Source organism: Testudinibacter sp. TW-1 (assembly GCF_050613185.1).
In the GTDB taxonomy this organism is placed as follows: domain Bacteria; phylum Pseudomonadota; class Gammaproteobacteria; order Enterobacterales; family Pasteurellaceae; genus Chelonobacter.
The window spans coordinates 1,654,415-1,673,441 of the sequence record NZ_CP192511.1 but is presented as its reverse complement, the minus strand read 5'-3'; the positions used below and the strand labels follow the sequence as shown (position 1 = coordinate 1,673,441).

21 protein-coding genes are annotated in these 19,027 nt (G+C 48.2%); 7 read left to right on the top strand and 14 right to left on the bottom strand.

Annotated features, from left to right (window positions below):
- Positions 1 to 16 precede the first annotated feature (16 nt).
- From ACQ31U_RS08040 to frdD, 3 genes are read left to right on the top strand one after another with little or no spacing between them, the layout of a single operon-like run.
- Positions 17 to 742, top strand: coding sequence for a succinate dehydrogenase/fumarate reductase iron-sulfur subunit (locus ACQ31U_RS08040; RefSeq protein ID WP_431054311.1), 726 nt, complete (start codon positions 17 to 19; stop codon positions 740 to 742).
- Between the two features lie 10 nt (positions 743 to 752).
- Positions 753 to 1,151, top strand: coding sequence for a fumarate reductase subunit FrdC (gene frdC / locus ACQ31U_RS08035; protein ID WP_431050986.1), 399 nt, complete (start codon positions 753 to 755; stop codon positions 1,149 to 1,151).
- A gap of 10 nt (positions 1,152 to 1,161) precedes the next feature.
- On the top strand, positions 1,162 to 1,503 hold the full coding sequence (frdD, locus tag ACQ31U_RS08030) for a fumarate reductase subunit FrdD (protein ID WP_431050984.1): 342 nt from the start codon (positions 1,162 to 1,164) through the stop codon (positions 1,501 to 1,503).
- A gap of 119 nt (positions 1,504 to 1,622) precedes the next feature.
- Here the strand turns inward: frdD and modC are convergent, their stop codons facing one another.
- The 3 genes from modC to modA form a co-directional block, all read right to left on the bottom strand.
- The gene (gene modC, locus ACQ31U_RS08025) at positions 1,623 to 2,693 is read right to left on the bottom strand and encodes a molybdenum ABC transporter ATP-binding protein ModC (protein ID WP_431050982.1); all 1,071 of its coding nucleotides are present in this window, start codon (positions 2,691 to 2,693) and stop codon (positions 1,623 to 1,625) included.
- A gap of 3 nt (positions 2,694 to 2,696) precedes the next feature.
- Positions 2,697 to 3,422 (bottom strand): molybdate ABC transporter permease subunit, encoded by a 726-nt coding sequence (gene modB, locus ACQ31U_RS08020; protein ID WP_431050980.1) that lies wholly within the window; start codon positions 3,420 to 3,422, stop codon positions 2,697 to 2,699.
- A 179-nt stretch (positions 3,423 to 3,601) separates the two neighbouring features.
- Complete coding sequence (modA, locus tag ACQ31U_RS08015; protein ID WP_431050978.1) at positions 3,602 to 4,369, bottom strand: molybdate ABC transporter substrate-binding protein; 768 nt, start codon at positions 4,367 to 4,369, stop codon at positions 3,602 to 3,604.
- A gap of 205 nt (positions 4,370 to 4,574) precedes the next feature.
- On the opposite strand from modA, the gene ACQ31U_RS08010 reads away from it, so the two are divergent.
- A complete protein-coding gene (locus tag ACQ31U_RS08010; protein WP_431050977.1) occupies positions 4,575 to 5,345 on the top strand; it encodes a TOBE domain-containing protein in 771 nt (256 codons plus the stop codon).
- Positions 5,346 to 5,468: 123 nt separating this feature from the next.
- On the opposite strand, the gene ACQ31U_RS08005 is transcribed toward ACQ31U_RS08010, so the two are convergent.
- Genes ACQ31U_RS08005 through ACQ31U_RS07990 form a run of 4 tightly spaced genes read right to left on the bottom strand, consistent with a single transcriptional unit; the run spans position 5,469 to position 9,210 of the window.
- The gene (locus ACQ31U_RS08005) at positions 5,469 to 6,173 is read right to left on the bottom strand and encodes a prepilin peptidase (RefSeq protein WP_431050975.1); all 705 of its coding nucleotides are present in this window, start codon (positions 6,171 to 6,173) and stop codon (positions 5,469 to 5,471) included.
- Positions 6,173 to 7,363 (bottom strand): type II secretion system F family protein, encoded by a 1,191-nt coding sequence (locus tag ACQ31U_RS08000; protein WP_431050973.1) that lies wholly within the window; start codon positions 7,361 to 7,363, stop codon positions 6,173 to 6,175. Before ACQ31U_RS08000 ends, ACQ31U_RS08005 begins: the two co-directional genes overlap by 1 nt.
- The gene (locus tag ACQ31U_RS07995; protein WP_431050971.1) at positions 7,363 to 8,748 is read right to left on the bottom strand and encodes a GspE/PulE family protein; all 1,386 of its coding nucleotides are present in this window, start codon (positions 8,746 to 8,748) and stop codon (positions 7,363 to 7,365) included. Before ACQ31U_RS07995 ends, ACQ31U_RS08000 begins: the two co-directional genes overlap by 1 nt.
- A 21-nt stretch (positions 8,749 to 8,769) precedes the next feature.
- On the bottom strand, positions 8,770 to 9,210 hold the full coding sequence (locus tag ACQ31U_RS07990; RefSeq protein WP_431050969.1) for a prepilin-type N-terminal cleavage/methylation domain-containing protein: 441 nt from the start codon (positions 9,208 to 9,210) through the stop codon (positions 8,770 to 8,772).
- A gap of 110 nt (positions 9,211 to 9,320) precedes the next feature.
- On the opposite strand from ACQ31U_RS07990, the gene ampD reads away from it, so the two are divergent.
- The gene (gene ampD, locus ACQ31U_RS07985) at positions 9,321 to 9,878 is read left to right on the top strand and encodes a 1,6-anhydro-N-acetylmuramyl-L-alanine amidase AmpD (protein WP_431050967.1); all 558 of its coding nucleotides are present in this window, start codon (positions 9,321 to 9,323) and stop codon (positions 9,876 to 9,878) included.
- 114 nt (positions 9,879 to 9,992) lie between these two features.
- Here the strand turns inward: ampD and bamE are convergent, their stop codons facing one another.
- Both bamE and yejK read right to left on the bottom strand, forming a co-directional pair.
- Positions 9,993 to 10,412 carry an outer membrane protein assembly factor BamE gene (gene bamE / locus ACQ31U_RS07980; protein WP_431050965.1) on the bottom strand — a complete coding sequence of 140 codons (420 nt, stop codon included), beginning with the start codon at positions 10,410 to 10,412 and terminating at the stop codon, positions 9,993 to 9,995.
- A gap of 68 nt (positions 10,413 to 10,480) precedes the next feature.
- The gene (gene yejK, locus ACQ31U_RS07975) at positions 10,481 to 11,503 is read right to left on the bottom strand and encodes a nucleoid-associated protein YejK (RefSeq protein WP_431050963.1); all 1,023 of its coding nucleotides are present in this window, start codon (positions 11,501 to 11,503) and stop codon (positions 10,481 to 10,483) included.
- 135 nt (positions 11,504 to 11,638) lie between these two features.
- Between yejK and ACQ31U_RS07970 the strand changes: the two genes are divergently transcribed.
- Together ACQ31U_RS07970 and ACQ31U_RS07965 are read left to right on the top strand one after the other, a co-directional pair.
- On the top strand, positions 11,639 to 11,860 hold the full coding sequence (locus tag ACQ31U_RS07970; protein WP_431050961.1) for a DUF1414 domain-containing protein: 222 nt from the start codon (positions 11,639 to 11,641) through the stop codon (positions 11,858 to 11,860).
- 19 nt (positions 11,861 to 11,879) lie between these two features.
- On the top strand, positions 11,880 to 13,643 hold the full coding sequence (locus ACQ31U_RS07965) for a DUF3413 domain-containing protein (protein ID WP_431050960.1): 1,764 nt from the start codon (positions 11,880 to 11,882) through the stop codon (positions 13,641 to 13,643).
- Between the two features lie 258 nt (positions 13,644 to 13,901).
- Here the strand turns inward: ACQ31U_RS07965 and ACQ31U_RS07960 are convergent, their stop codons facing one another.
- The 5 genes from ACQ31U_RS07960 to ACQ31U_RS07940 form a co-directional block, all read right to left on the bottom strand.
- On the bottom strand, positions 13,902 to 14,117 hold the full coding sequence (locus ACQ31U_RS07960; protein ID WP_431050958.1) for a helix-turn-helix domain-containing protein: 216 nt from the start codon (positions 14,115 to 14,117) through the stop codon (positions 13,902 to 13,904).
- Positions 14,118 to 14,206: 89 nt separating this feature from the next.
- Positions 14,207 to 15,424 (bottom strand): NAD(P)/FAD-dependent oxidoreductase, encoded by a 1,218-nt coding sequence (locus ACQ31U_RS07955; protein WP_431050956.1) that lies wholly within the window; start codon positions 15,422 to 15,424, stop codon positions 14,207 to 14,209.
- 43 nt (positions 15,425 to 15,467) lie between these two features.
- Complete coding sequence (gene nrfF, locus ACQ31U_RS07950; RefSeq protein WP_431050954.1) at positions 15,468 to 16,523, bottom strand: heme lyase NrfEFG subunit NrfF; 1,056 nt, start codon at positions 16,521 to 16,523, stop codon at positions 15,468 to 15,470.
- A gap of 1 nt (position 16,524) precedes the next feature.
- The gene (locus ACQ31U_RS07945; protein WP_431050952.1) at positions 16,525 to 17,091 is read right to left on the bottom strand and encodes a DsbE family thiol:disulfide interchange protein; all 567 of its coding nucleotides are present in this window, start codon (positions 17,089 to 17,091) and stop codon (positions 16,525 to 16,527) included.
- Positions 17,088 to 19,004: a heme lyase CcmF/NrfE family subunit gene (locus ACQ31U_RS07940; RefSeq protein ID WP_431050950.1), complete on the bottom strand. Its 1,917-nt coding sequence runs from the start codon at positions 19,002 to 19,004 to the stop codon at positions 17,088 to 17,090. Before ACQ31U_RS07940 ends, ACQ31U_RS07945 begins: the two co-directional genes overlap by 4 nt.
- Positions 19,005 to 19,027 lie beyond the last annotated feature (23 nt).

Below are 19,027 nucleotides of genomic sequence, written 5' to 3'. Positions count from 1 at the left end.
AATGGGAAATTTAGCAATGAAAACAATGACCGTTGAAGTGCTTCGTTATAACCCGGAAGTGGATAAAGAACCTTATTTGAAAGCCTACCAAGTGCCGTATGACGAGCAAACCTCGTTATTGGATGCGCTGGGTTATATCAAAGATCAGCTTGATCCCGAACTGTCTTACCGTTGGTCTTGCCGGATGGCGATCTGCGGTTCGTGCGGCATGATGGTGAACAACAAACCGAGTTTGGCGTGTAAAACCTTCTTGCGTGACTACAGCGGTCATATGCGGGTTGAAGCCTTGGCGAACTTCCCGATTGAACGCGATTTGGTGGTTGATCTCAGCCACTTCATTGAAAGTCTGGAATCAATCAAACCGTATATTATCGGCAATAAAGCGCCTCCGGGCGAACGCACCAAGCAAACCCCGGCACAGTTGGAGAAATACCGCACTTTTTCAATGTGTATCAACTGTGGCTTGTGTTATGCCGCTTGTCCGCAATTCGGTTTGAATCCTGAGTTCGTCGGTCCTGCGGTCTTGACATTGGGACATCGTTACAACCTGGATAACCGCGACAACGGCAAAGCCGAGCGCTTAAAAATCATGAACGGTAAAAACGGCGTGTGGACTTGTACTTTCGTCGGCTACTGCTCGGAAGTCTGCCCGAAACACGTTGATCCGGCGGCAGGTGTCAACCAAGGCAAAGTCGAGTCGGCCAAAGACTACGTTATTGCCATGCTGAAACCGCAAAAGTAAGGAGAAAAGAATGACTACGACAACCAGCAAACGCAATAAATACGTGCGTGAAGTCAAAGCCGATTGGTGGAAAAAATTGGATTTCTACAAAATGTATATTTTGCGCGAATCCACCGCACTTCCGACCATTTGGTTCTGTATCGTTCTGCTTTACGGTTTCTTATGCTTAGGTAACGGCACCTTTGAAACCAGTTTTGTTTCCTTCCTGAAAAATCCGTTGGTGATTATTCTCAGCGTGATTACGATGGCAGGCGTGGTATTCAATACGGTGACGTGGTTCGGCTTAACCCCGAAAGCGTTAAACCTGATCTACAAAAACGAACGTGTGCCGCAATCTGCCATTAAAGGCTTGATGTGGGTGATCACCGCTGCGGTTTCTATGCTGACATTAATTCTTGTATATATCTAGGAGGAAAACGATGAAACAAGCTCCAAAACGTTCCAATGAACCTGTGGTATGGCTGTTATTCGGCGCAGGCGGAACCATCAGTGCCATTGTTTTTCCGGTGTTGGCATTAATCCTGTTATTCCTCTACCCGCTGGGATTAGTCGATTCCGCTAACATGGTCGCCTTTGCGCAAAGTATTATCGGCAAACTGATTTTGCTTGCCGTGGCAATCTTCCCGATGTGGGCTGGCATGCACCGCTTACACCACGGTATGCACGATTTCAAACTGCATATCCCGGCAAGCGGCGTGATCTTCTACGGTTTAGCCTCCCTGTATTCGGTGTTGGTGTTCTTTGCGGTGATTAATATCTAACCGCACTTTACAACCTCACAATAATTACTAAAGCTAAGCAGGGCGGATATCTAATCCGCCCTGCTTTTTGCAATGAAGAATGCGCATTTTTTAGCTACCCGCCTATTTCCGTCAAACGGCTACGCCACCACCGACACACTTTTCACCTGTGCATACACCCACATGCCGACCGAGAGTTTTAATTCCGCCAATGCCCAGCGGCTGATTGAGGCGCCGAACTGCAAACCATCGGCGTTTAACCGCACTTCCACTTGTTGCGCTTGGGTTTCTATTTCAGTGATTTGGCACGCCAACACATTGCGGATACTGCTGCCCTTTGCCGGTTGGAGAATAATCGAGACATCGGAGCTGTAAATGCAGATCCGCACCAAATCGCCGACATTTTTCTGCGCCACTGCATGAATCCACAACGGCTGTCCGGCGAAATTTAACGCCGTCATTTGATACAGCGGGTGGTGCATTTCAATCGGCAAGCTGAAAACCGCACTTTGTTGCCGTTGCGCCGCCTGCCCTTTCCACGGTAAGAAATGCTCACTTTGCCAAATGTTTTCCAATTCATCAAATGCCGCCACCTTGCCTTGCCGCATTAAAATAACCCGCTGCGCCAAGCGTAGCAGTTCGTCTAAACTGTGGCTGACATACAGAATCGGAATTTGAATCTCTTTTGCCAAACGATCGAGATAATCCAACAACTCTTGTTTGCGCGGCAGATCAAGTGCGGCTAACGGCTCGTCCATTAGCAATAATTCCGGCTCAGTGAGCAGCGCCCTGCCTATCGCCACCCGTTGTTTTTCGCCGCCGGACAGGGTGAGCGGATAGCGTTTCAGCAAAGGCTCAATGCCCAATAATTCGATAATTTCTTGATAAACGGCTTTGTTGACCTTTTTCATGCCGTAGGCTAAATTGCCTTTCACCGTGTAATGCGGAAACAGACGCGCGTCTTGGAACACATAGCCAAGATGGCGTTGTTCCGGCGGCAAATTGATGTTGCGCGTGGTATCAACCAACGTGCGCTCGTTAAGCTGAATATAACCTTGATCGGGCGTGGACAGCCCACTCACCAAATTAATCAGCGACGATTTGCCACTGCCCGATAAGCCGAAAAGTGCGGTCACGCCGTTGGACGGAATTTGCAAGTTGGCACTTAACGCCAAACTGCCAAGCTGTTTTTTAACATGAATTTCAAGCATTTTTTATCCTTGCTCGTTCTGCCCCAGTCGATATTTTGCACGCCGCGCCAACCATTCGGACAACACCAACGACAGCAAGGCAATAATGATCGCAATAATGCACAAACGCGCCGCCGCGCCCTCTGCCGACGGGGTTTCGATAAAAGAGTACATCGCCAGCGGAATGGTTTGGGTTTCGCCGATAATATTCGAGACAAAGGTAATGGTTGCGCCAAACTCGCCTAATGACCGGGCAAAACCCAACACTAAACCGGCGAGAATGCCCGGAAAGGATAATGGCAAAGTGATGGTGAAAAACACCCGCCACGCCGACGCGCCCAAGGTACGCGCCGCTTGTTCCAATTTCGGGTCGACATTTTCCAACGCCAAGCGAATGGCACGCACCACCAACGGAAACGCCACCACCGCCGAAGCCAGCACCGCACCGCGCCAACTAAACGCCACGCTGAAATCAAACCATTGATACAGATATTTGCCGATGAAACCGTTGCGCCCGAAACCAACCAACAACAGATAACCAATCACCACCGGCGGCAGCACCAACGGCAAATGAATAATGCCGTCCAATAGGTTTTTACCGTAAAAATCATAGCGGGCAAACAGCCAAGCAACAAAAATTGCAAACGGTAAGCTGATTAACATGGCAAACAACGCCACTTTCAAGCTGAGCCGAATGGCGCTGATTTCCGCCGGGCTCAGGCTGAGGGTTTGGATTATGCTGTCGATCAAAAGCGTTCCTTGATAAATTGTTTAAATAAAAGTGCGGTTAACATGCGCACTATAACAAAGCAGGGGCGGATTAGATATCCGCCCGTTTACGAAGTGCGGTATAAGCATTTAATCCATAATAAAAAATGCAAAGTGCGGTTCGGGCGGATATCTAATCCGCCCCTACACTGCCTAAGCGATTATTCTACGCTGAAGCCGTATTTTTGCAAAATCACTTTGCCTGCGTCCGAACGTAAAAATGCCATGAAATCACGCGCCGCTTGGCTGTCGTGTCCGCTGACAATCGCTGCCGGATATTCCACAGCTTCGTAGCTGCCGTCAGGAAACACCCCGACCACTTGTACTTTGTCACTGGCGGCGGCATCGGTGGCATACACAATCCCCAATGGCGCTTCGCCACGTTCAACCAGTGTTAATGCCGCACGCACATTTGCCGCGCGCGCCAGTTGTTTTTCCACTTTATCCCATTGATTTAATTTGGTTAATGCCGCTTTGGCATAAATCCCCGCCGGAACGTGCTCCGGATCGCCGACCGATAAAAAGTTTTTGCCTAAATAGCTCAGCCATTGATCGTTATTCAGATCGAATTTCAGTTCCCCCGCACTTTTCGGCGCGATCATCACCAATTTATTACCTGCGATAATTTCACGCGAATCCGCAATAATCTTGCCTTTTTGCTGTAAGAAATCCGCCCATTTCAGGTTAGCGGAAATAAACATATCCGCCGGGGCGCCTTCGTCAATTTGGCGTGCCAACACCGAAGACGACGCAAACGAGAACACAATATCACTGCCCGGCTGCTGTTTTTTATAAGTTTCCGCCGATTCTTGCAACACATTGGTCATCGAGGCGGCGGCAAATACGGTCAATTTTTGTTGAGCAAAACTGGGCAAAGAAAATACGGCAAGCGCTAACAATAACAAGGATTTTTTTAGATACTTCAACATAACATCTCCAAAAGTCGATTCTTTAGAATAAATAACATCGTCGGGCAATAATTGATATAACGGCTGTTCTGTTTATCGCGACAAACACCACGTTATAGCAAAAATTATATAGCGTTATTCGATGATGTCCAGCCCGAATGCCTATTGTTATCGTCTGTTTTGTTTTAAAATACCAATACGATCACATTTTTACGGAACGATGATTATGGCTGATATTGAAATGGATTTAAGCGTCAAACTGCAACAGCAGCTGTTTGTTGATCCAAGACGGATTGCATTATTAAAAGCCATTCAGCAATGCGGCTCAATTTCACAGGCGTCGAAACGCTGCCAACTGAGTTATAAAACCGCGTGGGATAACCTGAATGCGATGGATTTAATCAGCCCGAAACCGTTATTGCAGCGCAACAGCGGCGGCAAAGAAGGCGGCGGCACACGTCTTACCGCCTATGCCGAGCGCCTGTTGCGCCTGTATGAATTGTTGGAACAAACCCAACTGCGTGCATTTCGTATTCTGCAAGACGAAAGCGTGCCGCTCACCAGCCTGCTGTCGGCAACGGCAAAATTCAGTCTGCAAAGCAGCGCGCGTAACCAGTTAATCGGTCATGTGCGCGCTTTACGTCCGCAAGGATTAAATACGAATGTTGAAATAGAAGTCAACGGCTTGCCTGACCCCGTCACCGCCACCATCACCCAAGCCAGTTGCGAACGCCTGCAATTGCAAGCGCAACAAGAGTTATTGCTGATGTTCAAAGCGCCGTGGCTGACCTTGCGACACCAACCACTTGCCGCAATCAATCGTTTTCAAGGGGAAATCAGTGCACTTCGGCAACAGCAAAACGGCAATGAAGCCCTAATCCGTATCACGCCAAATATCGAACTGTGCGCCAGCTATCAAGACAGCGAACACTATCAGATCGGCGAAACGGTGTATGTCAGCATTGAGCCGCAGAAAATTATTTTGTTGGCGTTGTAAATTTGTTATTGGCAAAAATAGCTGATGAGACAAAGTAGCAACCGTATTTCCAAAAAACAGGAAACACGGTTGCTACTTTGAATAATGCAAATCAAGGTCGTTCAATTCAATATCACTGGATATTTAATACAAAATCAGTGCGGCGCAAACCAAACTCGGAGCAAAAGGCAGTTCCAGTTGCCGCCAATGCCGATGACTTTCATGCCCGCATATTCGTCGAATGAAAATCCAGAGTAAGCTGAAACTGCTTGCCAGTAATAACAATAACGGCAAATCCTCCGCCGGAAAAAAAGCGGCAAGTGCGGTTACCAGCCAGCAATCTCCCTCGCCGAACACTTCCCGTTGATAAAACCAACGGCTCAGCATGAAAAACAGGCTGATAAACAATAATGCAAGCAACAGGCTTTGTACGCTTTCGGCGAGTGTAATCAGGGCAAGCTGCTGCCAACCGCCGAACAGTGCCAATAGCAACAACTGTTGGCACATCAGGGTTGAAATCAAGCGGTAGTGCCAATCCACTAGCGCAATTGCCGTCAGTATCGCCAGACAATATAACCACCAAATTTGTTGTAACAACGGGGCTTGCGCGGTGCTGATCATCAGCGCAATCACAACAAAGCTCAACGGCAAATAACGCCAGGGTTTGTTTAACGGCGATAACCATTGATTGTGCGGGGCGAGCGTGATATTCAACAGCGGCGCATAGTAATCTTGATAGTGGTTATGCAAAATGCGGTTAAAACGCAACGCAAAATCATTGGTATAACGCTGCACCCAATAGCCGAACAGTGCTGCAATCGGCAGCAACAAAATAAGATTGGCAAACATCAACCCAACATCGCCCCCATATCGAAAATCGGCAGATACATGCCTAGCATTACCGCACCGATTAAACCGCCGATCAGCAGCATTAACAAGGGTTCAAGCAGTTGCGACAACAGATCGATTTGGTGATCCAATTGGCGCTGGTAATTATCAGCAATATGCTGCAACATCTGTGCCAAACAGCCGCTCTGCTCACCGACAACCAACATTTGCTGCGCCTGTTGCGGAAACCAACGGCTGCTGACACTTTGCGAAAAGCGATAGCCGCGCTGTAATAATTGCAGACTTTGCGCAATATCCTGTTGCAATACGCTTGGCGCACTCTCATCGCTAGGTAAAAATGTGTGCAACGCTTGATTTAGCGGAATCCCCGCTTGCAACATCAGCGCCAGATTACGACTGGAATCCACCAGATTACCCAGCTGCGATAACCGCCCAAACAACGGCAATTTTTGCAATAGCGCAAATATCAGCGCGCGAAACCGGCGATTGTGGCGATACGCATATTGCGCGCCGCCAATCAATAAAATCAGCAATAGCAACAAACGTCCGCCATAATCCTGCAACGTCTGCGAAAGAGCAAGCAACATACGGGTAACGTGCGGTAATTGCTGTTGATTCTGTTGATACATTTCGGCAAATTGCGGCACGATAAATAACAGTAACAACACGGTTAACCCCAGCGAAACAGCCAATACAATCAACGGGTAGAGTAAGATTTTCTGTAATTTGCGCTGTAACGCCAATTGTTCGGCTTTATCCGTGGCAATTTGCCGGCAAATTTGCGCCAAACGCCCGCTGGCTTCGCCGATACGGATTAATTGGCGATCACGTTCACTCAGGTAATCCGGGTTGTGCCGCAACACCTGCGAAAAACTATAGCCGCTTTCAATCCCGTGCAATAATTGTTGCAACCAATGCAATAATTTTTCCTGTTGGCAGTGCTGCTGCAAGATCAACAACACATTTTTTAGCGGCAGTGCCGCTTGCAGCAACAATGCCATTTGTTGCATTAATTCGCTAATTTCCGCTGCTTTCACGCGCTTCGACCAACGCCAATTACGCTGTATTTTCAGTTGCTGCAACCCGCGCGCCAATAAAATCGCTTCCGCTTCTTCGCGGTTTTCCGCCAACAGGCTGCCACACTGTTCGCATTGCAGCGCATTCAATCCGCGCCATTGGTATTCCGCCATTACGCCTCCCGACGCCCCAACACGCGGTGCAATTCGGCGTAGTCGGTTATGCCGCTATCCACTTTTTCTACCCCGCTTTGATACAAACTGTCGAAATCCAGATTGTAACTGAAATCCGAAAGCGTAAAGTGCGGTGTTAAAAACTGATAAGTGCCGATTCGTCCTGCGTATCCGTGCTGGCACTGAGCACAATCCCCGTTTTGACATTCGCAACGCCGCCGCAATAGGCGCTGCGCCACCACCAACAATAAACAGGAGGCGATTTCATACTCCTTTACCCCCAACTGCTGCAAACGTGCAATTGCCGACGGCGCGTCGTTAGTATGCAATGTCGAAAGGACTAAATGCCCGGTTTGCGCCGCGCGAATCGCCATCACCGCACTTTCCTCATCACGGATTTCCCCCAACATAATCACATCGGGATCTTGGCGCAAAAAGGTGCGCAGCAGCTGTTTGAAATCTAAACCAATGGCTAAATTGACCTGTGTCTGTACAATGCCATCCAGGCTGATTTCAATCGGATCTTCTGCGGTCAAAATATGTTTTTCTTGGCTATTCAAACTGTTAAGTGCGGTATAAAGCGAAATGCTTTTGCCGCTGCCGGTCGGACCGGTCACCAGAATCAAGCCCTGCGGTTGTCGCAATGCCTGCGCAAATGCCTGTTGCTGCGCGTTGTTCATGCCCAATTCGGAAAATGCCAAAGTAACCGGTTTATTTTGTTGTAAACGCAGCACCGCCTTTTCGCCCAATCGGGTCGGCAAAATCGACAGGCGCAAATCCAACACGTCATTAAAGGTGGTGCTAAATTGAAAGCGACCGTCTTGCGGCAAGCGGGTTTCGGCAATATCCAACTGTGCCAACAGCTTGACGCGCGAAATCAAACGCGCGGCAAAAGTGCGGTTGATCTGCTGAATCAGCGTCATCACGCCGTCAATCCGAAACCGCACTTGCAAGCCGTCGCCATTCGGTTCAAGGTGAATATCCGACGCGCGCCGTGCCATGGCTTGTTCAAACAGTTGCTCCAGCAACTGAATAATCGGCTCGTCCTGCGTGGTTTGCGCCTCGGGCTGGATTTGATATTGATATACCGCTTGCGCATAGTCCTGCACTTGATCCGCTTGCGGCGAGAGCTGTTGCAGGGCGGCTTTCAACACCGCACTTTCCAACACCACAACCTCAACCGCCTTATCGTGCAAAAAGGCGAAAACCTCAGCGGCATTGAGATTTTGATCCGACTCCACCCCGAGCCATAGGCAATCTTCCTCTTCCTGCAACGGCAAGGCAAAATAGCGCAATAACAGCGCTTGCTGCTGACAATTTTTCTGCCAAAGTGCGGTTTCAATCTGAAAAAACCGCCCGTCGGCACTGGTTAACTGATAACTCACCGCACTTTCCTTATATCATGACTACTGAGAACAAAAACCGCTTGGGAAAATCGAGGTATCCGAACCGTTACACGCCACCGACCAGCTAATTGCCGAACCGTTGCCGCCACTTGCCGTCATGACATAACTGTAACCCTCTAAACTGGCGCGCCCTGTAACCGTGATTTTTCCGCCGGCGGTTTCAATCGTTTTGATATATTTTGATTTATTGGTTTCCGCTTTATTCGCCTGAATGCCATTGCTGCCTGCGCTGCAATTGGTGGTCGCGCCGGTGTTATAAATGCAAAGTTCAACCTCTCCGCGGTAAGGCGTCGAGGCTTGCAATAATTCGGATAATGCCGCCTTGCGCGTGTGATTTTGGTACGACGGAATGGCAATCGTCGCCAAGACTGCGATAATTGCGATCACGATCATCAGTTCCACTAACGTAAAGCCTTTTTTCCATTGAGATTTTGCCAACATATTTCCTCCTGATTTTGGTTAGCCTTTGTGTATAATTGGCACACGAGAGGTTACAAAATTCAGGCAAAAAAGCGAAAGCCTGCAACAATTATTGGAATTCGGATCGCAAAATGACAAATTTATGTCCCAAAACGATTGAAAACGGTTGGCTAGCGCCGGTACGGCGACTTGTTTCACCGCACTTTGATTCACGCCCCGAACCACGGGATATCTCTCTGTTGGTGATTCACTACATCAGCCTGCCGCCGGAGCAGTTTGGCGGCGATTTTATTGACCGTTTTTTTCAAGGGAAATTAGATCCCGACGCACATCCTTATTTTGCTGAAATTCAGGATTTACGCGTCTCGGCACATTGTTTGATCAACCGCGCAGGGCAAATTACGCAATATGTCAATTTCCACGATCGCGCCTGGCACGCCGGTTTGTCTTGTTTTGAGGGGCGGGAAAAATGCAATGATTTTGCCATTGGCATTGAGTTGGAAGGCTCGGACAATCAACCGTTTAGCGAAGCGCAATACCGCACTTTGCAACACTTGACTCCGTTAATAATGCAAACTTATCCGCAAATCACTAAAGCGCGGATCGTCGGACATTGCGACATCTCCCCCGGGCGGAAAATCGATCCGGGGAAATATTTTAATTGGGCGCGGTATTTGGGAGGGCTTTAATTTTTGTTTTGCGATCTGATATTTTCGCCTTGCGGCGAAACCCGATAGCAACTTTAAGATGAACGAAAAAAATCCGCTACAATCGCTTGTAACGGATTTTTCATCTAATACTTATTATGAAAAACTAAAAAAGTCTTTCACCGATTGCCACCAGCCCTTATTTTCCTCTAACTCTAACGGCTTGATGTCCGAATTTTGGGTTTCCGGCAACGGCTTGTCCAAATGGAAATCATTGACTACGCCGCGTTGGTTGAAATTCACCGTCAAAGTGTGTTGCTGCGGCTCTTCGTAGCCTTTTTGTTGCAGATAGACATAGTACCAAGTATAGCTGCTGTATGGGTCGGTCAATAACGGCGTGCCTAACAGATACTGCACCTGTTCCTGCGTCATCCCGTTTTGCAACTGCGCCACTTGCTCGGCTTGCAAATAATTACCCTGCGGCACATCAATCCGATAAACCAATTTATTATATAACGAGCACGAGGTGACACTGATACTGAGCAAAAGAATCGTTAAAACAGATTTCAATCTCATCTTTTTTCTACCTTTTTATTCTGAATTGTTACGGATAATACCTAAAGTTAACAAAAATGCCAATATATTTAAGCGTCGGACTTGGCAAAACGTTGCAGCTGATCACGCAAATTTGCCGGCAAACCTTTAATCGTCAAACTATCATTCTGTTCATCCCACTCAATGCGTTCGTTGAGCAAAACTGCGTCAAAACTCAGGGTAACGCCTTTGCCCGAACCGGAAAATTTGGTCAGCGATTTTAACGCGCCCGATACCGGCGGAATACTGTCTGCCAATTCATATTCGTGTTCACGGCTGAACTGCCCGAAATCCTGCTGGTTTAGACTCGGCAAACTGTCGGAAAGTTCCTGTAAAATAATTTCTTCACCGACTTTTAATTGCCCTTTGCAATAATCAAACGCCTGCTTTTTCACTTCCTGCGTTTGTTTGACATCCAATTCGCCCTGTTGACAAAAATCATCCACTGCCTGTAACAAGGTTAAATTCTGCTGTTTCGGATCAAAGCCGCTATCCGCACCTAAAAAATCCATAAAGAAATCAGATACTTTACGCCCGACGCGTCCTTTTATAAAACTCAAATAACGGGTGGAAGAAGCGGACAGTTGCAACTCGGTTAAATTAATCCGTGCCGCGATATCATATTGGCTGATATTCAAATACGAAGTCTGCCGAATGTCGAGCTTATCATCCACCAACATGCTGTAACGGCTGTCGAGCAGCGCAATAAACAGATAATCGGTCGCCAAAAAGGTATATTCGCAGAAAATAAAAGTGCCGCTCTCGGCAAAGGCATATTTGCCCAACTCTTTTGCCAGTTGCCCGGCGCTTTGCTGGCTGAAATCGAGAAATGTCAGTTCATTTTCTAAAAAACGGTTCAGTTGGCGCGCAAATTGCGATTCGTTTTGGAATACGCCGTATGCTTGCGCCTTGCCTTGATAATTCTGGTGCAGTTGCAACATCATTTGCTGAATTTCATCACTGACCGGTAGCAGTTGCGCCCGCAAACGCGTGAGCAAGCGTTCATTTTCCGCTTCCTGGTTTTCGCTTAATGACAGTTGGTGCAGAATAATCTGTTTAACTTCTATACTCATGGGTTATCCGTTTATTTTGGGGATTGAAAACCGCGTTATTATACGCAATTCCGCCTCGCTTTTTTAGCGGTAATCTGAAAAATATGCTAATATCGCCAACAATCCTCTCCTTTAACATTATGGGTGACAAAAGTTATGGCAACACAATCAAAATACAGCGATCAACAAGTGCAGGCCTTATTAAACGATTTGGCAGCGGTGTTGGAAAAACATCAGGCGTCGGTCGATCTGTCGTTGATGGCGTTAGGGAATACGGTCACCAACTTATTATATTCCAGTGTGGGGCGCAATCAGCAGCAAGCGTTAGTCGACGCGTTTTGCCATGCATTGAAAAACTCGCTCAAACCGCACGAATAACCGTACTTTAGGCCGAACTATGCTGAAAATTCCGCGCCAATATTGGGAATCCACCTCACAAAAAATTTCGTGGGGGCATTGGTTTACGTTTTTCAATATTATTGCGGCGATTCTTATCGGCTCACGTTACGCCTTTATCGCCGATTGGCCGGCAACGCTGATTGGCAAAGTCTATTTCTTTTTAAATATTCTCGGGCATTTCAGCTTTATTGTCTTCGCCCTGTATCTGCTGATCCTGTTCCCGCTCAGTTTTCTGATTAAAAATCCTTACACTTTTCGCGCTGTCGGGGTGGTGCTATCCACTTTGGGGTTAACCCTGCTACTGTTGGATAGCGAGGTTTTCAACCGTTTCCATCTGCATTTATCGGTGCTGATTTTGGACATTTTGATCAATCCCGACAATGGCGATTTGGCGCGTAACTGGGAACGGTTCTTTGTGCCAATGCCGACGATTTTTTTGATCGTCATGCTGTTTTCACGCTGGTCGTGGGAAAAATTGCGCAGCTTGGAACGGCAAAAATGGATCCGCCAAGCCGCTTATTTTCTCATGTTTTGCTTTGTCAGCTCACACTTACTGTATGCTTGGGCGGATGCCTATTTTTACCGTCCGGTCACGGTGCAAAAAGCCAATTTGCCGCTTTCTTACCCGATGACGGCGCGTAAATTCTTAGAAAAAAACCAGCTGCTTAATCGGGATCAACATCAAGATCAGCTCAGCCGCAGCGGACGCTTAGACGCACCTTATTTGGATTATCCGAAACACGCCCTGCAATTTTCGCAGCAGCGTCAAAAACCCAATATTCTGTTAATCAATATTGCCGGCTTACGCTATGATGCGATCCAAGCGGAAACCATGCCGTCGCTCTCGGCTTTACGTGAAAGCGCACTGGATTTCCAACAAAATTACAGCGGCGGCAATAGCCAGAACGGGGCGTTGGTCAGCCTGTTTTACGGCTTAAATGCCAATTATTTCGACAGCCTGCTCAGCCAACGCCAAGCCTCCGTCTGGGTCGAACGCATGCAGCAGTTGGATTACCGTTTCGGTCTGTTCGTGACCGCGCCGGTCAAATCACCACTTTACAACCGTTCGTTGTTTAAACAACATGCATTGTCTTTCAACAATGCCTCCAATCAGCAAACGACCCGCCAATGGCTGAATTGGTATCAAAAACAGAGCGATAAACAAAGCTGGTTTAGTTATCTGCAATATGATTTATTGGGCGTGATGACCAATTATTCAGCGACTGATCCGAACGAACAGCAGCAATATTACCGTCGCCAATTAACTGAAATTGATCGTCAGTTAAGCCGAATCCTACCGCACTTGGCGGCGGATACGGTGGTGATCGTAACCGCAGATCAGGGTTATTCCTATCAAGTGGAAAACAATCGCAACGCCAATTATTTCGGACGTGATCGGATTCAAGTGCCGCTACTGATCCGCTTGCCGAATCAATCGGCGCAACAAATCACCCATATCAGCTCGCAAATGGATCTTGTGCCAACACTGATGGAACACATTTTTAACGCGCAAAATCCACTTTCGGATTATACACAAGGCGATGATCTGTTTAACCTCGACGGCACCCGTGCAGATTGGGTATTTGTTGCCAACCAACGCTGGAATGTGATTATCACCAATAATGGTGAACAATATCATATTGATTCTCAAGGCGAATATCAAAAATACAGCCGCGATTACCAACCGCTAGCCTCGGAAAAACCACCGTTGGCACTATTCCTGCAAGTGTTTAGCCGCGACAGGAATTTCTTGTTGCGCTGATGGCAAACCAAAGTGCGGTTTAACCGCACTCAGATTGTAGACAAACTGACTTCTCTCCCTCCGCGTGCGGAGGGAGTACCATTTTTCGCAAGAAAAATGGGGAGGGAGGGGTAATATGAAAATGCAACATATTAATTAAAATGATTTATGCCTCCCTCCGTCCTTCGGACACCTCCCTCCGTATACGGAGGGAGGGAAATTATTAGAAAAAGAGACTTTGTCATCAGCTTGAGTACGGTTTAACCGCACTTTAACCTGCTAAGGCAGAGGAACAATCGCAATCGTTTTACCGAGTGACGCAAGCATTTTTAATAAGGTATTTAATTGTGGATCTGATGTACCTTTTTCAATGCGTGCAATCACCGGTTGCTTCACGCCGCTGAGTTCTTCCAATTTTTTCTGCGAAACACCGAGCTTTTGCCTCGCGCGGATTAGTTCGCCAATCAAAGCAATCCGCAAATCGCTTTCTCTCATTTCCTCGGCACTAAATACTGTTTGTTCAAATTCGGTCCAATTTGTGACGACAGGGTTCGCCGGCGGTTATGCCGTGTTCACTTAAAATTTTAGGCTTGCGCAACAATCCCCTCGGCACACACATACGCCGAGCTCCACGCCCATTGGAAGTTGTAGCCGCCGAGCCAGCCGGTGACATCGAGCACTTCGCCGATAAAATACAGACCGGGAATCGCATTGGCTTGCATGGTTTTGGAGGAAATGGCGGCGGTATCCACACCGCCTAAGGTGACTTCGGCGGTGCGGTAGCCTTCCGTGCCGTTGGGGTCGAATTGCCAGTGGTGGATAAGCTGTTCCAGTTGCTGCAACCGCACGTTGGAGAGTTGCGCAATCGCTTGATCATCGAATAGTTCCAGTTCAAGCCACAATTCCACCAAACGTTTCGGCAAAATGCGCCCAAGTGCGGTTTTTAGTTGTAATTTCGGCGAAGTTTGGCGCAGTTCGCATAGATAATCGCTGATGTTTTGCTGTGGCAATAAATCAATCGTAAGGGGTTGGTTCGGTTGCCAATAGTTGGAAATTTGCAACATCGCCGGGCCGGAAAGTCCGCGATGGGTGAACAACATTTGGTTGCAAAACTGTTTGCCGGATTGCGCTTCTACATTGACCGCCAAGGATACGCCGGCTAATTGCGCATAAGGCTTGTCTTGTTCGCGCCAAGTGAACGGCACGAGAGCGGCACGCGGTGCGATGACGTTTAAGCCGAACTGCTCCGCCAATTTATAACCGAAGGCGCTGGCACCTAACGCCGGCATGGAAAGACCACCGCTCGCCACCACGAGATTTTGACAGCGTAAAACGTTACCGTTGCTTTGCAAGCGAAACCGCACTTGGCTGTTGTCGGCATTTTCCACTTGCTCGACTGCACCGACTTGCTGGCGCAATTGGATTTCAACCCGCCCTTTTCGGCACTCTTTCAGCAATAAATCGACAATGTCCTGTGAGCTGTTGTCGCAAAACAGTTGTCCCGACTCTTTTTCGTGATAAGCAATGCCGTGTTCGGCAACGAGCGCAATGAAATCCCATTGCGTATAACGTGCCAACGCAGATTTAACGAAGTGCGGATTGCGGCTGAGATAGTGCTGTGGCGTGACATCCAAATTGGTGAAATTACAGAAGCCGCCGCCCGCCATTAAAATTTTGCGCCCGACTTTTTTGCCGTTATCCAGCACCAACACCGATTTTCCGGCTTGTCCCAAACGGGCGGCGCAAAATAAACCTGCCGCCCCTGCGCCGATAATCACCACGTCATAGTCTGTTTTTTGCATTGCTTGCCCATCTCTCAACTGAAAAAGGCGATTATAACGCAATTTAATGTTGCATTCCGCCTAACATTTCTGCCGCTTGCAAATTTTGAATCAAACTGCGCCGATCCAAATCATGATGATTGCTGTCTAAAATCTGCTGCCAGTAAACCCGGGCTTGGGTGTAATCACCGCGCCCGAACGCGTCGGCTGCAAGCAGCGACAAGGCGCGCAGTTGGTTTGGATCTTGCTGTAGCGATAACTCAAGCCATTTTTTGGCTTTATCGGTTAATTTTTTGTCGGCTTGATAGTAAAGTGCGGTTGCGGCGGCAGCAAGTAATTCGCTGTTTGCGCCGAGCAGATATTCGGCACGGGTGAACGATTCCAACGCATTGGCGTACTCTTCCGCTTGCAAATAATTCAGCCCCAACTGAAACCAGTTTTCGCCGTTGTTATAATCGGCACGCAATGCATTTTGCAACTCTTGCCGATATTGTTGCCGCTGTTCGCCGCCGCTTTGCACCACTTGTGCTTTCAGTGTTGCCCCTTGCTGCCAAGCGCTACAACGTCCGCTCAGGCTGTAGACGAACACCGCACTTGCTCCGATAAGCGCGGTAACAGCGAAAATAGACAAAAAATTAAAACGAGAGGGGTTTACTTTTTCTGCCGAGCAGACTGCGCCAACCGCACTTTGCCCCTCCGCTTGCCGCTTTAATTCAGACCGCACTTGCCCTTTTGCTTTACGCCATAATAAAACGCCAGCCAACAACAGCAAAGCAAAAGGCGCGCCCCATAGCAGCCAAGTGGTTGTTTTGAAAGGCGGATCGTAGCGCACAAAATCGCCGAAACGTGCCGTCATCTGTTCTACAATCTGTTGATCGCTCACGCCTGCGTCGGCTAATTTATAGACTTCAAGGCGTAAATCGTAGGCTATCGGCGAATTGGATTCGACCAGATTCTGATTTTGGCATTGCGGACAGCGCAATGATTTCGCCAGATTGACCGCTCTGACCCGTGTTTCTGCTGATTGAAACGGGTAAGTATCCACAATTTCAGCGTAACCTGTTGCGCCGATTAGCAGAGCAAACAACAGCACGCCGCATACTTTCAATTTATGCCACATGTTATTGCCCCCTTGCCGTTGAAAGTGAAGGCGGAAATTGTTGCAACAATTGTTGTAGTAATGGCACAAACTGCTGTTGCCACACGGTTTGATCCAATTCACCCGCATAACGGAAACGGATAATGCCGTCGCCGTCGATTAAATACGTTTCCGGCGCGCCATACACGCCCAACGCCAATGCCAGTTTGCCATCGCGGTCATTCAATACTTTCGCGAACGGATTGCCTTTCGCGATTAACATCTGCCGCGCCGATTGCGGATTGTCACGATAATTCAAGCCGTAAAGCAGATATCCCTGCCGTTGTAACTGCATTAAAAACGGATGTTCAGTAATACAACTCGGACACCAGCTGCCCCACACATTGAGTAAAAACGGTTGCTTCGGCAAAGTGCGGTTATCAATCTGTTGTGTCGGATGTAGCAAATCCGGTAATTGGAATTCCGGCAAGGGTTTTCCTTGTTGCACTAATGCCAATTGTGATGGGTCGCGCTGCAAACCAAGCAACAACATCGCCCCTAATGCCAACAGGGCGAATAATGGTAGAAACAAGGCTATCCGTTTTTTCATGCGGCTTCCTTATGGTTGACTTGGGTGTCCGGCTTAACGTAGCGCCGCAAACCAATCGACAAAAATGCCGCCAATGCCATCAGCAAGCCGCCGAGCCACAGCCATTGAATCAACGGTTTATAGTGGAAGCCGAAGGAATACCGCTGCTCGGGGGATTTATCGCCTAATACCACATATAAATCGCCCAAAATACCGCTTTTTAATGCCACTTCGCTCATCATGCTGTTGCGAATATCATAAAAACGTTTTTCCGGGTATAAATCAAATTGCTCGCCATTATGAGTGACGCGTAAGCGGGCGGTATCGGTGGTGTAGTTCGCCGCAAGGCGGTATTCATTCGCTTTAAAATCAAAATGATAACCATGCAGTTGTGCGTTTTCTCCCGGGGCGAGTTTTATGCCCAGATCAGAAGCGTAATACCCGCTCATTATCGCCGCAATCACCACCAGCGCGACTCCGCCATGCCCGAATAACATCGGAAGTGCGGTAATAAAGCGCTGTTGACGATAGCTGCGCCATGCCGCAAACAATAAACCGAACAACAGCCAAAATCCTAGCAAGACAAACATAAACGGCAGCCACTGCCACGTTTTTAACGAGTCCAGCCAAATATTCCAGGCGATCACCCCGTAAGCGCAAACTAATGCCGGCAGCAAACTCAGCAGATACCGTCGCCAGAAAAGCCAGCGTCCGTTCAGCCACAATAACATCATCAACAAACTCAGCAGGACTAACGGCGTAAAAATGGTATTAAAATAAGGCGCGCCGACCGAGATCGAGCCGAACCCAAAGGTGCTGAACAGTAACGGGTAAAATGTGCCTAACAGCACGCTGAACGCCGCAATCGCGCTCAGAATATTCAGTAACAATAATGCCGTCGGTTGTGAAAACCAATGCGGGTTAGACCGCACTTCGCTTAGCTTGGCATTGAAAGCGAACACCGCCAAGCCCAAACCGCTAAACAGGAAAAACATCGCCAACAGTGCATAACCACGCGACGGATCAATCGAAAAGGCATGAACCGAAGTGATCACCCCCGAACGCACGATAAAAGTTCCCAATAATGACGCAGAAAATGCCAACAGCGATAACAGCAAGCTCCAGTAGGGATATAAGCCGTGTCGTTGGGTAGCGATCAAACTGTGGATTAAACCCAAACCGAGCAACCATGGTATGAGGGAGGCATTTTCGACCGGATCCCAAAACCACCAGCCGCCCCAACCCAGCTCATAATATGCCCACCATGCGCCAAGTAAAATACCGCAAGTGAGCCAGCCCCAGCTGAGTAATGCCCAGCTTCGGCTGTAACCGGCAAAAATCCGGTTATCGGTTTTACACAACAGCGCCACAATCGACAGGGCGAAATTCAATGCAAAACCGACGTAACCGAGATAAAGTAACGGCGGGTGAAACACCAGTGCGATATCTTGCAACATCGGATTGAGATCACGCCCCTGAAACGGTGCCGGGAACAAGCGTTCAAACGGATCGGATAAAACCAAGGTATAAAGACAAAGTGCGGTGTAAACCAAGGCAAGCACCGCCACAACCCGAGCGCTAAACAAGCGCTCTGCCGAGCGGTTGAACACGGCAAACAGCATTGTCCATAATGACAAAGTCACCAGCCAGAACAACATCGAGCCTTCATGCCCCCCCCAGGTTGCGGCGATCTTAAATAGCAACGGCAATTCCGTATTGGAATGGGAAGCAACATACAATACTGAAAAATCATCGCGGGCGAAACTGTAGGCTAGAATTGATATTGCCGCCAGTGCAAAGAAAAAGAGTAAGGAGGACAGCGGCGTGGTAGCCGATAAAAAACGCGCTCGCTGCGGCAAAAACGGTATCAGCAACAACAAAAGTGCGGTGACAAGACTGCAAATTAACGCAAAATAACCGAATTCTGGAAGCATTTTGTTTCACTCAAATAAAAAGC